At 37.4% G+C, this 17,183-nt stretch carries 21 protein-coding genes; 4 read left to right on the forward strand and 17 right to left on the reverse strand.

The genetic code is table 11. The annotated features are described in order from the left end of the window. Window positions 1–8: 8 nt before the first annotated feature. Window positions 9–455 (reverse strand): arginine repressor, encoded by a 447-nt coding sequence (gene argR, locus ACESNQ_RS04610; protein ID WP_004250715.1) that lies wholly within the window; start codon window positions 453–455, stop codon window positions 9–11. Window positions 456–608: 153 nt separating this feature from the next. Between argR and argS the strand changes: the two genes are divergently transcribed. Next, window positions 609–2,300: an arginine--tRNA ligase gene (gene argS / locus ACESNQ_RS04615; protein ID WP_373075347.1), complete on the forward strand. Its 1,692-nt coding sequence runs from the start codon at window positions 609–611 to the stop codon at window positions 2,298–2,300. A 383-nt stretch (window positions 2,301–2,683) separates the two neighbouring features. Next, on the forward strand, window positions 2,684–2,932 hold the full coding sequence (locus tag ACESNQ_RS04620; protein WP_049527311.1) for a hypothetical protein: 249 nt from the start codon (window positions 2,684–2,686) through the stop codon (window positions 2,930–2,932). Between the two features lie 34 nt (window positions 2,933–2,966). Here the strand turns inward: ACESNQ_RS04620 and ACESNQ_RS04625 are convergent, their stop codons facing one another. The 13 genes from ACESNQ_RS04625 to ACESNQ_RS04685 form a co-directional block, all read right to left on the reverse strand. Further along, complete coding sequence (locus ACESNQ_RS04625; RefSeq protein ID WP_004250709.1) at window positions 2,967–3,176, reverse strand: hypothetical protein; 210 nt, start codon at window positions 3,174–3,176, stop codon at window positions 2,967–2,969. A gap of 70 nt (window positions 3,177–3,246) precedes the next feature. After that, window positions 3,247–3,714 carry a class Ib ribonucleoside-diphosphate reductase assembly flavoprotein NrdI gene (nrdI, locus tag ACESNQ_RS04630; RefSeq protein WP_223333922.1) on the reverse strand — a complete coding sequence of 156 codons (468 nt, stop codon included), beginning with the start codon at window positions 3,712–3,714 and terminating at the stop codon, window positions 3,247–3,249. Window positions 3,715–3,789: 75 nt separating this feature from the next. After that, window positions 3,790–4,314 (reverse strand): ABC transporter permease, encoded by a 525-nt coding sequence (locus tag ACESNQ_RS04635; RefSeq protein WP_373075349.1) that lies wholly within the window; start codon window positions 4,312–4,314, stop codon window positions 3,790–3,792. A gap of 61 nt (window positions 4,315–4,375) precedes the next feature. Then, a complete protein-coding gene (locus tag ACESNQ_RS04640) occupies window positions 4,376–5,662 on the reverse strand; it encodes a response regulator transcription factor (protein ID WP_373075351.1) in 1,287 nt (428 codons plus the stop codon). A gap of 2 nt (window positions 5,663–5,664) precedes the next feature. Beyond that, window positions 5,665–7,338, reverse strand: a complete 1,674-nt coding sequence (locus tag ACESNQ_RS04645; protein ID WP_373075353.1) for a sensor histidine kinase — start codon at window positions 7,336–7,338, stop codon at window positions 5,665–5,667. Continuing rightward, window positions 7,316–7,948 carry a YesL family protein gene (locus tag ACESNQ_RS04650; RefSeq protein ID WP_006149346.1) on the reverse strand — a complete coding sequence of 211 codons (633 nt, stop codon included), beginning with the start codon at window positions 7,946–7,948 and terminating at the stop codon, window positions 7,316–7,318. Before ACESNQ_RS04650 ends, ACESNQ_RS04645 begins: the two co-directional genes overlap by 23 nt. 615 nt (window positions 7,949–8,563) lie before the next feature. Next, window positions 8,564–8,770, reverse strand: a complete 207-nt coding sequence (locus ACESNQ_RS04655) for a CsbD family protein (protein WP_006149345.1) — start codon at window positions 8,768–8,770, stop codon at window positions 8,564–8,566. A gap of 37 nt (window positions 8,771–8,807) precedes the next feature. Beyond that, window positions 8,808–9,437 carry an Asp23/Gls24 family envelope stress response protein gene (locus tag ACESNQ_RS04660; RefSeq protein WP_006149344.1) on the reverse strand — a complete coding sequence of 210 codons (630 nt, stop codon included), beginning with the start codon at window positions 9,435–9,437 and terminating at the stop codon, window positions 8,808–8,810. 11 nt (window positions 9,438–9,448) lie between these two features. Continuing rightward, complete coding sequence (locus ACESNQ_RS04665) at window positions 9,449–9,619, reverse strand: DUF2273 domain-containing protein (protein WP_004250679.1); 171 nt, start codon at window positions 9,617–9,619, stop codon at window positions 9,449–9,451. Between the two features lie 11 nt (window positions 9,620–9,630). Next, the gene (amaP, locus tag ACESNQ_RS04670) at window positions 9,631–10,194 is read right to left on the reverse strand and encodes an alkaline shock response membrane anchor protein AmaP (RefSeq protein ID WP_006149343.1); all 564 of its coding nucleotides are present in this window, start codon (window positions 10,192–10,194) and stop codon (window positions 9,631–9,633) included. An 85-nt stretch (window positions 10,195–10,279) separates the two neighbouring features. Then, on the reverse strand, window positions 10,280–10,519 hold the full coding sequence (locus ACESNQ_RS04675; RefSeq protein ID WP_006149342.1) for a GlsB/YeaQ/YmgE family stress response membrane protein: 240 nt from the start codon (window positions 10,517–10,519) through the stop codon (window positions 10,280–10,282). Window positions 10,520–10,945: 426 nt separating this feature from the next. Beyond that, a complete protein-coding gene (cadX, locus tag ACESNQ_RS04680) occupies window positions 10,946–11,284 on the reverse strand; it encodes a Cd(II)/Zn(II)-sensing metalloregulatory transcriptional regulator CadX (RefSeq protein ID WP_373075357.1) in 339 nt (112 codons plus the stop codon). 11 nt (window positions 11,285–11,295) lie between these two features. Beyond that, a complete protein-coding gene (locus ACESNQ_RS04685; protein ID WP_006152989.1) occupies window positions 11,296–11,910 on the reverse strand; it encodes a CadD family cadmium resistance transporter in 615 nt (204 codons plus the stop codon). 28 nt (window positions 11,911–11,938) lie between these two features. Between ACESNQ_RS04685 and ACESNQ_RS04690 the strand changes: the two genes are divergently transcribed. After that, window positions 11,939–12,124: a FanG protein gene (locus ACESNQ_RS04690; protein WP_373075359.1), complete on the forward strand. Its 186-nt coding sequence runs from the start codon at window positions 11,939–11,941 to the stop codon at window positions 12,122–12,124. 65 nt (window positions 12,125–12,189) lie between these two features. On the opposite strand, the gene rpmG is transcribed toward ACESNQ_RS04690, so the two are convergent. Both rpmG and rpmF read right to left on the reverse strand, forming a co-directional pair. Next, a complete protein-coding gene (gene rpmG / locus ACESNQ_RS04695) occupies window positions 12,190–12,339 on the reverse strand; it encodes a 50S ribosomal protein L33 (RefSeq protein WP_001265622.1) in 150 nt (49 codons plus the stop codon). A 15-nt stretch (window positions 12,340–12,354) separates the two neighbouring features. Continuing rightward, a complete protein-coding gene (gene rpmF, locus ACESNQ_RS04700; protein ID WP_000290417.1) occupies window positions 12,355–12,537 on the reverse strand; it encodes a 50S ribosomal protein L32 in 183 nt (60 codons plus the stop codon). Window positions 12,538–12,755: 218 nt separating this feature from the next. On the opposite strand from rpmF, the gene ilvD reads away from it, so the two are divergent. Then, window positions 12,756–14,459, forward strand: a complete 1,704-nt coding sequence (ilvD, locus tag ACESNQ_RS04705; protein WP_373075376.1) for a dihydroxy-acid dehydratase — start codon at window positions 12,756–12,758, stop codon at window positions 14,457–14,459. Window positions 14,460–14,580: 121 nt separating this feature from the next. On the opposite strand, the gene ACESNQ_RS04710 is transcribed toward ilvD, so the two are convergent. Then, window positions 14,581–17,178 carry a YfhO family protein gene (locus ACESNQ_RS04710; protein ID WP_373075378.1) on the reverse strand — a complete coding sequence of 866 codons (2,598 nt, stop codon included), beginning with the start codon at window positions 17,176–17,178 and terminating at the stop codon, window positions 14,581–14,583. Between the last annotated feature and the right edge of the window lie 5 nt (window positions 17,179–17,183).

Here is a 17,183-nt window from a genome sequence, read left to right on the forward strand (position 1 = left end):
TCAAGACCTTATCTATCTTCCATTAACTCTAGCAAGCGTTCTTCCATGACTTTAGCTGCATGTTGATCTTTACAGATAACCAATAAGGTATTCGCTCCGGCAACAGTACCTAAGATCCACCCATCTTTATTTGAATCTACTACATTGGCTAAAACGGATGCTTCTCCAAGTTTAGTGTGGAGAACCAAGGTGAATTCGGCTCTTGCAACACCCTCTAAGTGATGTGAAAGGAATTCGACCAGATCAATCTTCTCTGTCTCATTTGCTAGCACATAGTAAACAACATCGTTTTTCTTAACTTTGGTTAAGCCAAGCTCTCGCAAATCACGGGATAATGTCGTTTGTGTCACAAAGACATCACAGGCTTCCAATCGATCTTGTATTTCCTTTTGAGTTCCTAATTTTTCTTCTGTAATCATTCGCTTGATGAGCTGATGACGTTCTCTTTTTCTCATAAGATCCTTTCGATTGCATATTTATTACATTTTACATTTTTTTAGTAAGAACATTATATCAAAAAAACTGGATATTTCAAAAAATATCTCTTCTTTCAAAAAAAATGTAGTAAATTGTGATAAAATAGTAGAAAAGCCCTAAAGGAGCCTTAAATGAATACAAAAGAATTGATTGCTAGCGAGTTGGCTAGTGTCATTGATAGTCTGGACCAAGAGGCTATTTTAAATTTACTAGAAACACCTAAAAACTCAGATATGGGAGATATCGCCTTCCCAGCCTTCTCATTGGCAAAGGTTGAACGTAAAGCTCCTCAAATGATTGCTGCTGACATCGCTGAAAAGATCAATAGCCAAGCTTTTGAGAAGGTTGTAGCAACAGGTCCTTACGTAAACTTCTTCCTTGATAAGGCTGCCATTTCTGGTCAAGTACTGCAAAATGTTATCACTGAAAAAGAGCACTACGCTGACCAAGAGATTGGCAATCAAGAAAATGTCGTTATTGACATGTCTAGCCCTAATATCGCTAAACCATTTTCAATCGGTCACCTTCGTTCAACAGTTATCGGAGATAGCTTGTCACATATCTTCCAAAAAATCGGCTATAAAACTGTCAAGGTCAACCATTTGGGAGACTGGGGTAAACAGTTTGGGATGTTGATTGTTGCCTACAAAAAATGGGGTAACGAAGAAGCTGTCAAAGCTCATCCAATCGATGAACTCCTCAAGCTCTATGTCCGCATCAATGCTGAAGCTGAAAACGATCCAAGTTTGGATGAAGAAGCACGCGAATGGTTCCGCAAACTTGAAAACGGTGATGAGGAAGCTCTCGCTCTTTGGCAATGGTTCCGCGATGAAAGCTTGGTAGAATTTAACCGTCTCTACAATGAGCTACAAGTTGAATTCGACAGCTATAACGGGGAAGCCTTCTACAACGACAAAATGGATGCAGTTGTAGACATCCTTTCCGAAAAAGGACTATTAGTCGAATCAGAAGGTGCTCAAGTTGTTAATCTTGAAAAATATGGAATTGAACACCCAGCTCTTATCAAAAAATCTGACGGTGCAACCCTCTATATCACACGTGACTTGGCCGCTGCCCTTTACCGTAAAAACGAGTACCAATTTGCCAAATCTATCTATGTAGTCGGTCAAGAACAATCTGCTCACTTCAAACAACTCAAGGCTGTCTTACAAGAGATGGGTTACGATTGGAGCCAAGATATTGTCCATGTTCCGTTTGGGTTGGTAACAAAGGAAGGAAAGAAACTTTCTACTCGTAAAGGGAATGTTATCTTGCTAGAACCAACTGTCGCAGAAGCCATCAGCCGTGCTAAAGCGCAGATTGAAGCCAAAAATCCAGAACTTGAAAACAAAGACCAGGTCGCTCATGCTGTTGGAGTTGGGGCCATTAAATTCTATGACCTTAAAACTGACCGTACAAATGGCTACGACTTCGACCTCGAAGCCATGGTATCCTTTGAAGGGGAAACTGGTCCTTATGTCCAATACGCTTACGCTCGTATCCAATCAATCTTGCGTAAAGCTGATTTCAAACCTGAAGCAGGTGCCAACTATAGTTTGAACGATGCTGAAAGCTGGGAAATCATTAAGCTAATCCAAGACTTCCCACGTATTATTAAACGTGCAGCTGATAATTACGAACCTTCTATCATCGCTAAATTTGCAATCAGCTTAGCGCAAGCCTTTAACAAATACTATGCCCACACTCGTATCTTGGACGAAAGCCCAGAACGTGACAGTCGCCTAGCCCTTAGCTATGCAACTGCAGTTGTCCTCAAAGAAGCCCTTCGTTTGCTGGGCGTAGAAGCACCAGAGAAGATGTAACTCGCCAAAGTTACTTGATTGCAAAGCAATCTAAGTAACTAACGCCAAATCCTATTTGGACTTTGGCTAGGCGCCTCACTTGTCTTTCGACAGAAATATTATCGATTTCTACCGAAAGACGTCGTAATCTTCAAGTTACTGTAACTAAAATTCCTAATTGTTAGACGCTAGTCGCTTTTATGCGGACTAGCTAACTGCTTCACTAGTCATGCCCCCTAAATATAATCGATTTAGGGGCCACGACGTCGTAAATGAGGCGATTTGCCTAAACGTCTTACTAATTAATAACAAGAAGCCAGGCGCTTACAGTATTATCACTCGAAAAATAAAAAACTTTACTTTTATCTAACCACTTACTTCTTTATCACCTAGGGAGAATTTTTATGAGCCAATATGCTTATATCTTAGTTGTTATCAGTCTTCTTTTTCTCTTTCTTGTCAACAAATATGAAAAAGAGAAACTTCAAAGACTGCTTCAGGACCAACTATTGAAAGATCAAGATTTTCGTGCAACTATCAAAGAAAAAATCCAAACGATAGAAAATATCAATGATGTCATTGATTACATCAACAAAGGTTACCGCTTAGGAATTCCCATTTCAAAAGAAATCGTTGACGAAATTCGCAACTAACAAAAAGACTCGAGATGACATTTCTCGAGTCTTTTTATTTATTTCTGACAGCTAAGATTCCTACCAGGATAACAATCCCTAATGATACCATGGTTCCAACTGGTGCTACATTTTCATCAAAAATTTTCTCAGAGAACAGTAGCAGAGCAATCGCTAATAGTAGCAAGGCACTGCATAGCATAATATCCTTGAAGCTTGGTTTGCGTTTTATATACTTTAAAAATGATCTCTGTAATTTACTCATTTGAACTGTTCTCTTTTGAAATAATTCTATGAACCATGGGATAAAAATCTAGCCCAGCAACTCTATCCTCTTACAAGGATTCAAGTTCATAAAGTTCAGCAATAATACCTGCAACCTTTTTGATATCTCCTAGCATTCCGCGCATTTCAAAGTCAGCTAGGACTGGAAAACCAAAGCGCTGGCTGTATTGCTTGGCGGTCAAACAGTATTGGTTATTGAAATTACGGTTACCCGATCCTACGACACCAAAACACTTGCTAGCATTATCACCATATGCGATAAAGTCTCCTACTGGAGTGGTTAAGATTTCCACATCTCCATTGTCAACTCCGTTGCCACCTTCTAGGTAAGTCGGTAGAAAAGCCACATATGGGTTGGTCATTTCAAAGAAGTCTTCTCCTTCCTTGACCAAGTCTTTAATATGAATTTTTTCTACTTCAATATTCGCATATTGCTCTAACAAATAAGCTTTCAAACGTGTTACAAAACTCTCCGTGTTGCCGCTTAGACTGATATAAACTAAGGAAATTTTTTTCATCTTTTCCTCCCTCTTTCTCGAATCCAAAAAAATAACTACCAAGATTGTATCTTGATAGTTATCCTTTGTCAACTCTTAGGCGAGTTCTTCTTCTTGAGATTCTGTTAATTCTTTTTGTTGCTGCCATATTTTATAGAAGACGATTGCTAGAAAGATAACATTGAGTACAATCCCAAAAATAGTAGAACCTTTAGCACCTAGTTCAGCCCCCATACGAACATTAGGGTCTGTAAAAAGTGAAAGTGCATCTTGGACTCCTACAAAGTTGTAGATAGAACCAAGGATAGCTAGAAAGACATAGCCGATATAGGTATAATTGGCCAACTGAATATTTTTACGTACGAGGAAAATCAAAGCGACAACAACTAGAATAGCTGATAAGATAACTAAGATAATATTGATAATTGAATGACTATGTTCAGCTGCTTTAATCGTGTAGGCAATCAATTCCTTAGCATAAGTAGCATCTACACCTGATGTCTCAATATTACCCATACTTTCTGCAGTAGGTACTGGAGAGATGATCCCAAATAGTGACATTGCTGAGAGTAAGGCTGAAAAAATCAGTAATACCCATAGATAGATTGGTTTCTTTTTCATAAAAGTAACCTCCTCATATTTTTGAATTTATTATAGCATATTTTAACAAGTAAAACAAATTCTACAAGTTTACTTCCACCTGCTTACGGTAGGCCTTAGGAGACTTCCCACATAGTTTTCGAAAGACCTTATAGAAATAGCCTACATTACTGTAACCAACCGTATAGCAAATATCCTCAATACTATCATTGGTTGATAACAAGAGTTGCTGAGCTGCCTTGATGCGTTGCTTATTGAGAAGCTCAGCAAAGGTTGAATTGGTTTCCTTCTTGATTAACTGACCTAAGTACACAGGATTGATAAAGAGATCCTTGCTGATATCCTTGAGAGAAAGTTCTTTTTTATAGTCTCTCCCAATAACTTCAAGTACACTGACGACATTTTCATTCATACGATATTGACCAAAGAAGGAAGTCAAGGTTTCCTTGGTATAAGCCACTAAATCTTCAAAGTTTGTAATGGCATGAATTCTTTTGACAATATCTGTCATATCATCTGCTTTCAGATGCTCAAAGAGGTGGAAGACATCCATCACAAACTGAGTAAAGAGTTGCTTGGTAATGGATACCCTCGGTGTGTTTTCCAACACAATCTTCTCAAGCAAATTCAACTCTTCGATAATCTGCTGAAGATTTCCTTGGATAATAACTCGATAAATGGGTTCATAATAAGAAAAGAGACTTTCAGATTGATCTAGATTGACCGATCCATAAAAGAGAGTTTTTTCAACATCACGTTTCCACTTTTCAAAGTTGATTTGATAAGGAGCCTTAAAAGGCATGACTAGCAAACCCTCAAATTCCTGATCGGCAAGGACAATCTGCCAGTCCTGACCGAGAACATAGTAGGGAATGACAAAATCCCCTTGTTTCTCTTGGGAGAGTCCAATCCACCAGTTTTCTTTTTGAGACAGGTGTGCTTTAAATGCTTCGTCGTCTAACTTTTGGCTCAACATTTCTGGTTCATGCACTTTCTCACGAAGCTGACCAAGGATTTTCTCAAGTAAATGCTCCAGTTCAACCTTATCAACTGGTTTGACAAGATAATCTACAACATTGAGGTTCATGGCTTTCTTGACATAGTCAAATTCTTGATAGCCGGAAAGAAGGATATAGTAAGCCTCTGGCAAGAGTTCCTTCATTTCCCCAATCATTTCAAGTCCTGTCTTGCCAGGCATGTTGACATCAGAAATGACGATATCTACGGGATGTTCTCGAACATAGTCCAAAGCGTCGTCAGCATGATTGGCTGTTGCAACGACTTCCATATCCCATTTTTCAAAAGGGATCAAACGCTTAAGTCCTTCTGTAATCATGTACTCATCGTCAACTAATAGTACTTTATACATGTTTATCCTTTCTCTTCATCCTGAATGGTGATTCTATATTGAACACCTTTTTGTTCAGCTGATTCTACGCTGATGTTATAGCGGTCTCCAAAGTAGAGCACAAAGCGTTCGTGGGTATTAACAATCCCAATAGACTGTCGTTTCCCCTTATAATCTGCTGTGTGTTCAAAGGTTCTTTGAGCCAGTTTAGCTTGAATTTCTGCTAGTTTGTCGGCAGACATCCCACGGCCATTATCGGTTACTAAGATTTCGACATAGCCATCTTTTTTCAAAGCCTTGATACTGATAACATTATCTGTTCTTCTGTGATCAACTCCATGGGCAAAATAATTTTCCACTAACGGTTGGAGGGTGAACTTTGGAATACGCATTGCTTCCAATTCAGGGTCAATCTTAAATCCATAGGCAATGGATTTTGGATAGCGAACCATACAGAGATAACTGTACTTCCGACAAAACTCCACTTCTTGTTTGAGGGTCGTTTCTCGCTCGTCAGAGATATTATTGCGCAGGAGACTACTGAACTCATAGATGATATCTGCTAGTTCATTTTGGTTCTCCATTACTGCGTACATCCGCAAAAATTCCAGAGTATTGTACATGAAATGCGGATTAATTTGAGCTTGTAAGGCTCGCATGTTGGCATCTTTTTGATTGAGTTCCAGTTGATAAATATCGTGAATATTACTTTCTAGTCGATCCAACATATCATTTGTCGACTCAGCAATTAGTAGCAGTTCCTGGTCCTTTTTATCTGTGTCGATTCTCTTGGTCTGCTCTCCCTTAGTAATGGCTTGGATAGAGTCCACCAAGTCCACAACCTGACTTTGATAGTCAGAAAAAGTCCTTCTTAAGGTCATATATAAAATGATGATAAAGAGGGCGCTCAAACCTAAAATAAGTGCCGAACTCGCTAAAGTCCCACTCCAAACATAATCCTTTGGTACAGCTACTCGAACTTGATAACCATGGGCAGTTGTTCCTACCAACCAAGACTCATTCGTTCCCTTCGCTCCAATATAGAACATATCTGTTTCATATGGTGCAATGACAGTTACTGCTACAGGAATTGTTCCCCTAGTGTTGTCAATCGCTTTATAGAGGAATTCTGGTTCTACGGAAATATAAATGACTCCAAGAGCCTGGTCCGAGATGGGATCAGACACTGGAACCGCAAAACTATTAGCATCCGGTTTAAAGCTCTCAGCTGGAATTTTCTGTCCACCTCTGTTTCCTCTTTTGGAAACAAATACGTCCGTTGAATCCTGTAGAACAATCGAAATACCTGTTACAAAATCGTTTCGCACGTAAATATCATCGATATTTTCATAAATAGAAACGGAAATATAGGGTGACGCCTTGCGCTCTAACTGCCAGTAAAAATAATCCGGCGTACTGAGGCTAAAATACTTGTAAATTCCTTCAATCCGAGCTTGATTATCTACTAAACTCTGGGCTAGGCGAGTTGACTCCCGATAGTAGTATTCAACTTCATCAACTGTTCGAGCGAGAACACGCTGACCGACACGATTGGCTTCCCTTTCACGCATATCCCAGTCTGCATAAGAAATCAAGAGAGCAAAGCAGGAAATGATGATAATCATCACCAGACTATAGATTCTTAGGAGTGAGTGGAGGCGGAATTGTTTGGTCTTATTTGGTTGCCAATTTTTCATGAATACTTTCATAAACAGGCTCCAATAAATCACTAATAAAGAAATGCCACATTCCAATACCTACAAAAGCAATGAGGGCTGGCATATAGAAACCGATAATGGCTAACAAGACGCTACCAAATAGAACCTTGGCCACTGCTGATAAACTCATAAAAATTCCGATAAAGGCAAGCTTTAAGGTGTTTTTATAGGATAATTCAAAGTAAACCTGTAACTTTAAAGATACCGTATAGGCCAAAAATACCAAGGCTACTAAAAAGATATTTAGAAATGTTGCTGCCAAGTGGATAATGGTCTGGTTTGGCAACTGAATCATCAGATACAAGCCATAAATCAAGATGAAGTCAATCCCTATAAAGGTGTAGAAACTGAGATTACTTTTGACAAAATTGCTCTTAAATAAAGCCCATGCTTCCTTAAAACGATAAGCACGGTAAGAATAGCCGTTTTCAGCAAATAAACTCATGAGAGTTGCACTAGCGGGTGCTATACCGAAGACCACTCCTCCTGCTAGTGTCAATAACCAAAAATAAGCAGTCGCAATCATCCCCAAAAAGAAACGATGAAAGACTAGCTCAATGAAATTTCCCACGGTTTGCCTCCTATACATTAATCTAGTTTTATTATAACATATTTCAAGCGCTCTCAAAAACAGAAGCAGTAAAAAGGGCAAGAGAATTTAACTCATTACTTTTTTAGAAGTAAGCTTGGAGTAGGGGCCATCCTTGTTAAAAGTGTACAAACACCAAACTATAAAAAATTACATTTATTGGTTTAACAATGATGTTTGTGCTATAATAAAGATAGAAAGAGATACCGATTAATAATCAAAGAACAAAGGCTTTACCAGGGCAGATGGATATGTTTGAAAATTAGATAATTACTATTCAACTTATTTACTGGATCAACAAAATAACGAAAGGGGTATGAACCATGAATACTCAAATTTTAAGAACTACTTTGTTTTGTATTGTGCTTGTATTGACTCTTTTCTCTGATAAATTGTTCAAACAACAACATTTAAAAATCGTAAAAATAATTTGTTCTATAATCTTATTAGTCATTTCATTATCATTTCTGTTCTAAGTTATTTTAAGAATACAGGAATTTCTTTGTCCTGTATTCTTTTTTTCTCTATAAAACGTGCATTGATAAAAACGAATAACAAAAACACCCCCGGTTAGGGAGTGTTTTCAAGGAAAATAGCAAGATTACCTAAATTTTATTATTTAGCGTCGTCTTTTTTAAAGATGTTTTTAACACCTTCAACAGCGCCTTCAATAGCGTCTTTTGCATCTTCAGCGACTTCTTTCACTTTAGAAGCAACTTTTTCAGCAGCTCCTTCGCTTTCAAGTTCTTTGTCGCCGATCAATTTGCCAACGCCTTCTTTAACAGATCCTGCTGCTTGGTTGAATTTTTCTTCTGTAGACATAAGTATGTCCTCCTTTTATTTTTTTCTAAATTAGTAATTAGTGAACACGTGGTTCTGCTTTGGCTGCAGCGTCTTTAACAGTTTCAACGCCTTGGCCAACTTTTTCTTGAACGAATTCAGCGCCTTCGCCAAGCTTTTCTTGTGCTGCTGCGACACCTGAACCGATACCAGATTTCACTCTAGACAATTGTTCTGACGCAAACTCGCCTGTTGATTCTGCCACGTCAGTTACACGATCTTGAAGGCTAACTGAGTCTGCTTCATGTTGTTCTTTAGTTTTGATGTCAACAACATTAACGTTAACTTCAACTACTTCTAGATCAGTCATTTTCGCAACTTCTGATACGATAACGTCTTTGATTTCCTTGTATAGAGTTGGAACATTTTTTCTGTACTCTACGATAACGTTCAAGTCAACTGCTACTTGTTCTTTACCAACTTCAACGTTAACACCGTGTGTTACATCGTTAGTGTTAACAATTTTTTCTGTAAGATTTGAGAAGAATCCGCCGTCCACATGTAATAGTCCTGGGACTCTATCTAGTGAAAGACCGATGATTTTTTGAATAACTTTATCTTCGTAAGTTAATTCTCCGCGAACATCTTTAGAAACAACAACATCTTTTTTTTCAGTATTTACATTTACATTTTTTTCTACGTTTGACATATGAAACTCCTTTATTTATTTAAATAATTCTTCTGTACATAGTATCCCAACCAAATTCCTAGGGCTCCACAGATTAAAACGAACAATGTTTTAAAGAAACCGAAGGATAGGATGAAGCAGGCTAGAATAATACCTACTACACCACATAGAATTGGGTATTGATATTTTTTAAACCATTCCATTTTTTACTTCCTTACTTTACACGACTAACAATTTTCTTAGCTGCTTTTTGAGGGTCATATTCTTTCACTGAAACTTCCAGTTTAACCTCTCGATCAATACCAAAGAATTCTTTCAATCCTTGAGTGATTTCGTTTTGAACTACTTCAAATTTGTTAGCAATGTTATCTGAAAGAACAGCTGTACCTTCTACATAAACGAAACATTTCTTTTTCCGAGTATGTACCTGAATTTTGGGATTTTTGACCATCTTGTGTTCATCCAATAAACATCGAACAAACCCTTCAATAGCTGAATTTTTTAGTTTTAAATTATCATCTTTAGTTCCAAGTTTTATTTCCAGATATTGTCTAGGATAAAACAGGATTACTAACATCCATAATAAAACTAAGATAGACAGGCCTAGAAGCCCCCAAAACACATATCTAGCGAGATAATATTCAAATGATGTCTGTCGCCAGCTAGTCAATTGAATCCCTAAATCACTAACCTGGTGGTAATCTATCAAAATAGGAAGGAAAATTGTCAAGATTAAAATACAGAAAATAAACAATACTATTTTCTTTGATTTTGACATATAAAATCCTTTCAATTAGTGCAACAAACCATAACTTTACCCGTCATTATAAATTAAAAGCTATAGTCTGCTTTCAAGTAAAAAATTAACCTTTTTTACCCAAAAAGAACGATACCACAGAAACTACAATCACTGCACCAACAATAGATGGAATGATAGCCATACCAGCTAGTGAAGGTCCCCAAGTACCAAGGAGTGATTGACCTACTGATGAACCGATTAAACCGGCAAAAATATTAGCAATTACTCCCATTGAGCCACCTTTTTTAGTGATTGCCCCTGCTGCAAGGCCGATAAAGCCTCCTACAATAATGGACCATAACATAATATGCGCCTCCTTTCATAACCCCAATATATCTGGGTTGAATATAGTATATCAAAATATGAGAGCGTGCTCAAATTATATGCTCACGAATATATGCTTTAATAAAATGTCTATTTTTTAAAACAACACAAAAACGCTCTAGACAATATGACTAGAGCGTTTTCCCTATATCCGAACATCTAATTTATTTCACAAAAAATGTAGTCATTCGGTTGATTTTTTTGCAATACATTGAAATTGGAAAAAAGAAAAAACGCTTAAAATAAGCGTTTTTCTTATGTATTGATTCGAATTGAATGCTTACTTCACTTCTATAAAAAGATTAAATAATTTCTATTTTAGCTGTTAGAAACGTTGGTACATCAATGTTTTTAGAATGCTACATAATAAAAGGTAGAGTGAATGGTAGAGTAGTAAAAATAGTTGTTATCCTAGTTGATTAAAAAAATCTCTGATTTCCTCATCTTTTATAAAATAATATATAATTTTCCCCTCTCTTCTAGTATCCAAGACGTTTTGATTGGCTAGTTTACGAAGATGGTGGGAGGCAGACGCCACACTGAGATTTAGTAAACAGGCTATATCACATACACAGAGTTCTTCAACAGCAAGAAGATAAAAGATGATATTTATCTGTTTATTATCGGTAAACTTTGATAAAATACGAAGTGATTTTTGGACTTTTTCCTTTTCAAGGTAGTTCGTTGCGGTTGTAACATTTTGTTGATTTATAATATTCACTTGGCAGATACTATCTTTTTTCATAATTTTTTCTCCTAGCCGAACACAGTCCTTAGCATGTCAAAGCTGTTGTTTTCAATCAGGATATACATCCCCAATCCTAAATAAACAACGGCAATAAACCATCTGCTATATTTTTCCAAAGTTTCTCCAACAGAAGGGACTTGTGCCAATTTTTGGGCAGAAAAAACCAGGAGATAAATCATGACTAGAAAAGTAAGTAAAGCCACTATCAAATTCGCTAAATTTAAGGTAATAAAATATGGGACAAAAACACCAATATTGTCAGCACCACAACTTGCAAAAGTAATCATAGCGACTAGAAAAATCAGGTTTTTATCATCTTTGCGCAAACCATCTTTTGCAATAGCTTCTCCATCAGAATCTCCTAAAAGCAAAACTTTGAGTCCTAGGAAAATTGGAATCAAACCGAGCAAACCTAAAATCTCTTTACTAGGAATATAATTTAAGACAAATGCAAAAAGTAAACTTAGCAATATTAGACTAACAGAGCCTAGAAATTGTCCTAAATAGATGTTAATGATGTCTTTTCTGCTTTTTCTTTTTGCAAAAAATAACATTAGGATAATAAGTAAGTCTACGGCTGTCCCAGAATACAGGATTATTGAAGTAACAACATTTTGAACCATAAAACACCTCATTCAAATATATTTTTGAATGTATTTTAACATTAAACTTTGTAGATGTCAACTTCAGCTCCATCAAAATATAGATAAGAAGGTAGTGTACCAAACATTAAAAAGCCCTGCCATCGAAATGATAGCAGGGCTTAACTTCAATATCCAGATGATATATTTATCTAAAAAGGTAGAGTTTGGACTGAAATATAGTGAAATGTATTGAAATTGTAAAAAAGAAAAAACGCTTAAAATCAGCGTTTTTCTTATGTATTGATTCGTATTGAATGCTTACTTCACTTCTGTAAACACAACGTGTTTGCGAAGTTTTGGTGAGTATTTCTTCAATTGAAGACGGTCTGGAGTGTTACGTTTGTTTTTAGAAGTAAGGTACAAGCGTTCACCAGATTCTTTGTGTTCAAGTGTAATATTTACGCGCATGGTATCTCCCTTCTATTATTCAGCTGATGCAGCTTTAGCGATCTTACGTCCTTTGTAGTATCCTTTAAGTGATACACGGTGAGAACGTGAGTAATCTCCAGTAGTTTCGTCAAAGTTTACAGATGGAGCTGTTACTTTGTAATGAGTACGACGTTTGTTTTTCTTCGCTTTTGATGTGCGACGTGCAGGTACTGCCATTTCGTTTTTCTCCTTTTAAGATATAAATTCAATTAGGTTTGATTTTCATCAACTTTAATAGTATATCAAAACTTTTTTGTAAAGTAAAGTTACTTGACAAAAAAAGTTGTATTTTTTTATCGTACACTGTTGAATTGTCTGAAAATTTAAAAATTTTCTTCTGTTATTCATATGAAAATTATGCTATAATGGTAAAAACTGATATGAGAGGGAACATAATGACAGAATTAGATAAACGCCACCGCAGCAGTGTCTATGACAGTATGGTAAAATCACCAAACCGTGCTATGCTTCGCGCGACTGGAATGACAGATAAGGACTTTGAAACACCGATTGTTGGGGTCATTTCGACTTGGGCAGAAAATACACCTTGTAATATTCACTTGCATGACTTTGGTAAGCTTGCAAAAGAAGGTGTCAAATCTGCTGGTGCTTGGCCTGTTCAATTTGGAACCATTACGGTAGCAGACGGGATTGCTATGGGAACTCCTGGTATGCGCTTCTCTTTGACATCTCGTGATATTATTGCGGATTCTATCGAAGCTGCTATGGGTGGTCACAACGTGGATGCCTTCGTCGCTATCGGTGGCTGTGACAAGAACATGCCTGGTTCCATGATTGCCATTGCCAATATGGATATCCCAGCCATTTTCGCTTATGGGGGAACCATTGCACCCGGAAATCTTGATGGTAAAGACATCGACTTGGTTTCTGTATTTGAAGGTATCGGAAAATGGAACCACGGCGATATGACGGCTGAAGATGTCAAACGTCTCGAGTGTAACGCCTGCCCTGGACCTGGTGGTTGCGGTGGTATGTACACTGCCAACACCATGGCTACCGCTATCGAAGTTCTAGGTATGAGTTTGCCTGGCTCTTCTTCTCACCCAGCTGAATCTGCTGATAAGAAAGAAGATATCGAAGCAGCTGGACGCGCCGTTGTCAAAATGCTTGAACTGGGTATCAAACCATCAGATATCTTGACTCGCGAAGCCTTTGAAGACGCCATTACTGTTACTATGGCTCTAGGGGGTTCTACTAACGCTACTCTTCACTTACTCGCCATTGCCCACGCAGCTAATGTTGACTTGTCACTTGAGGACTTCAATACCATCCAAGAGCGTGTACCTCACTTGGCTGACTTGAAACCTTCTGGTCAATATGTCTTCCAAGACCTCTACGAAGTTGGTGGTGTGCCTGCAGTTATGAAGTACTTGTTGGCAAATGGATTCCTTCACGGAGACCGTATCACATGTACTGGTAAGACAGTTGCTGAAAACTTGGCTGATTTTGCAGACCTCACACCAGGTCAAAAAGTCATTATGCCACTTGAAAATCCTAAGCGTGCGGACGGTCCATTGATCATCTTGAACGGGAACCTTGCTCCTGACGGTGCGGTTGCCAAGGTATCAGGTGTGAAAGTTCGTCGTCACGTTGGACCAGCCAAGGTCTTTGACTCAGAAGAAGATGCCATCCAAGCTGTCTTGTCAGATGAAATCGTTGATGGCGATGTTGTCGTTGTTCGTTTCGTTGGACCTAAGGGTGGTCCTGGTATGCCTGAGATGCTATCACTTTCATCAATGATCGTTGGTAAAGGTCAAGGAGACAAGGTTGCCCTCTTGACAGACGGACGCTTCTCTGGTGGTACTTATGGATTGGTTGTTGGACATATCGCTCCTGAAGCTCAGGATGGTGGACCAATTGCCTATCTCCGTACAGGAGATATCGTCACTGTCGACCAAGATAGCAAAGAAATTTCCATGGCCGTTTCTGATGAAGAACTTGAAAAACGCAAGGCAGAAACAACCTTGCCACCACTTTATAGCCGTGGTGTCCTCGGTAAGTACGCCCATACCGTATCTTCTGCATCACGTGGTGCCGTTACAGATTTCTGGAATATGGAACAATCTGGTAAAAAATAAGCTCTCATATTATCCTATAAAGAATTACCTTATTACAGTCTGGTATAATAGGCACACAAAAAGGATGAAGTTCATAAGAACTTCATCCTTTTTCATTGGAATAAGCAACAAAGTATGTTATCTACTCCACTTTTCTCTTTTTCCACAAGTAAATGAGTACGATGAGAGAAGTCATTGAAAGTACTATTCCAGTGTTTAACCCTGGTGGGCTATAACTCCATACAATCTCGTGTTCTCCTTCCGTTAGTGAAACACCCATAAAGAAACCAAGCGATTTTTGAACTTCTTGAGCTTGACCATCTACTGTTACACTCCAACCTGAATGGTATGGAATAGTGAAAGTTGCAAAGGATTGTTCACTATTTGTAACATTAACGTGTGCTTTCACTGTTGAATTTGAATAGGAATCAATGGTGATGTCATTTGCTTTTTTAAACTGTTCCAAAGCATTGGTTAGAGTTGGTATATCGATTGAATAGAATTTAAAACCACTAATATCCCATTCTTTGGCTTTTCCTTCATCAATTGTAAATGTGAGTGTTTTGTTTATGTTTCCATTTCCAACCACCCATAATTGATTTTCTCGGAATCGATTTTCATAAGGATAACTAGATCCGTCTACCAACACTTTTGATTTAATGACTGAACCGGCTTGTCTTTCTGGAATTTCGACAAAGTACAACTTGTTTGGTTCAAGAGATAACTGCCATTCAATTTTTACCGGAGTACCCTCTTGAGTAATTGTGTATTTGTCACCATTTTTCGTTAAATTTTCAACATGGGCTTCTGATACACTTACTTCTTTAAGACCTTCTTTCTCAGAAATCCCCACAACTTGTAACAATTGATTTAAATTATTAACAGGTTTGTTCTTTTCAAAACTTACATTTGTTGCAAAATCCTTATTTGTTAAATATCCCAAGGAGAGGGCATATGGATTTTGATAAACAGCAAGGTTCTTTAAGGTTCCTTCTTTCTGATATAAACCACGAATATCCGCAAAGACTTTATTTTCATCGCCATCCATCATAAACCGCGACAAACCAAACATAGAATCTAAAATAATATTTCGCCCTGTATAGTTTACAACTGATTGTGAGGCAGGAAGTCCTAAGTGACTAAATTCTTCAATTAATGTATGCTCTAAACTCGATGTAAAGTGAGAGGCTCCATTATAATTATAAGCAATCGGGAAATTGGCATGCGACAATCCCTTATTCATCTCCAGACGTGTAAATTGATTTAATTTACTATAACCTTCTTCATCAAAAGCAATCGCATTCTCCATTTGAGTCTTTAAACTAGAATTACTAACGAAAAATGGTACTCTTTTCAGTCCAATAAACGCACCCAATAGTAACTCTACAATAACAACTCCTGTTGCTATTTGTAGTCTTCGAGATAAATCCACCTTTGTTAAAAAGAATGCACATAAAACGATACTATAAATAATAAATGCCAGTATTTTCTGTAATGTTTCTACATAAGAAAGTGTAGCAAGCATTGAGAACAATAAAATTGACCCAAAACCTATAAGAGCTACCAAAAATTCATTAAATCGAAATCCATTTTTCCACTTCATCAAACTTTCGGAAGCTAAGACCAACATAAAGGCATTTGCAATCCAAGAATTTCTAAAGTAGAAACCGACCGGACGTTGCCCCATATGCCAAATTTGATCAAAGCCTTGAATATTGAAGGAAAGTAGTAAAATCAATAATACGAATGTTGCAGATAATTTGCTACGAAGAGAAATTTCTTTTTTTACATAGAAAACAAACAGTCCAAAGAGACCTAAACTTCCAATGAAAAGGTGCGGTAAGGCTTTTGGGTCCCCCCACTCTTTTTCACTAAAAGAGCCTAGAATAAATTTTTGAGGATAAGTTATAAGATCATTTACGATTTTAGAAGACCATTCAAATGTACTTCCTGCACTTGCCTTACTTTCTACCAAGGCACCAAATACTGGTAGTAACCAAAACATTGCAAGTCCTACTCCAATCATTGCAAACAATGCAACCCTACCAATTTTCAATAGGTAGTCTTTCAAGGAAGCTTTCTTTGAAAAAACAGCATAGAATGCATAGAGAGCCACAAAAAGGCACATCATATACCCTATATAGAAATTCGTAATCAAGCTGACTGCAAGGAAAATCGGTAATTTAAATGATCGTTTTCCTTCTACGATTTCTTCAATACCAAGAAGAATGAAAGGGACATAAACTAGATTATCTAAAAAGTTGGGATTGAAATGCTGAGAAACGATAAATCCACTAAGTGCATAAGAGGTTGATAAGGCTAATGAAAGCCAATAATTTTTGCTGATACCTTGATATTTCTTTTCAAGAAAATATCCAAACGCCACTCCCATTACTCCAAAGCGAATGAGTGGAATCACATAACTCAAAATATGAAATGTCGAAATTGGAAAAATTACGTATAAAAACGTGAAAGGACTTAAACTATTAAAGCCCCATACACTTGGCATTGCTCCTCCCAGGGATTTAGAGAAGGACCAAAACAGACCGCTAAAATCACCGCTCCAAAATAGTTTATGTAATCCGATATAAAGCGGAAAATATTGTGAAAGAAAATCTCCACTATGCACCGAATTTTGTGAAAAGGGAGTCAACCCTAAACAAAGGAAGACTCCTAACATACCCATAAATGGAACACAGAATAGCGAACTAAATTTTAATTTCATTTTTGAAATTTTCATTATAG

Origin of the sequence: Streptococcus infantis (assembly GCF_964243025.1) — a bacterium.
GTDB lineage: Bacteria > Bacillota > Bacilli > Lactobacillales > Streptococcaceae > Streptococcus > Streptococcus infantis_N.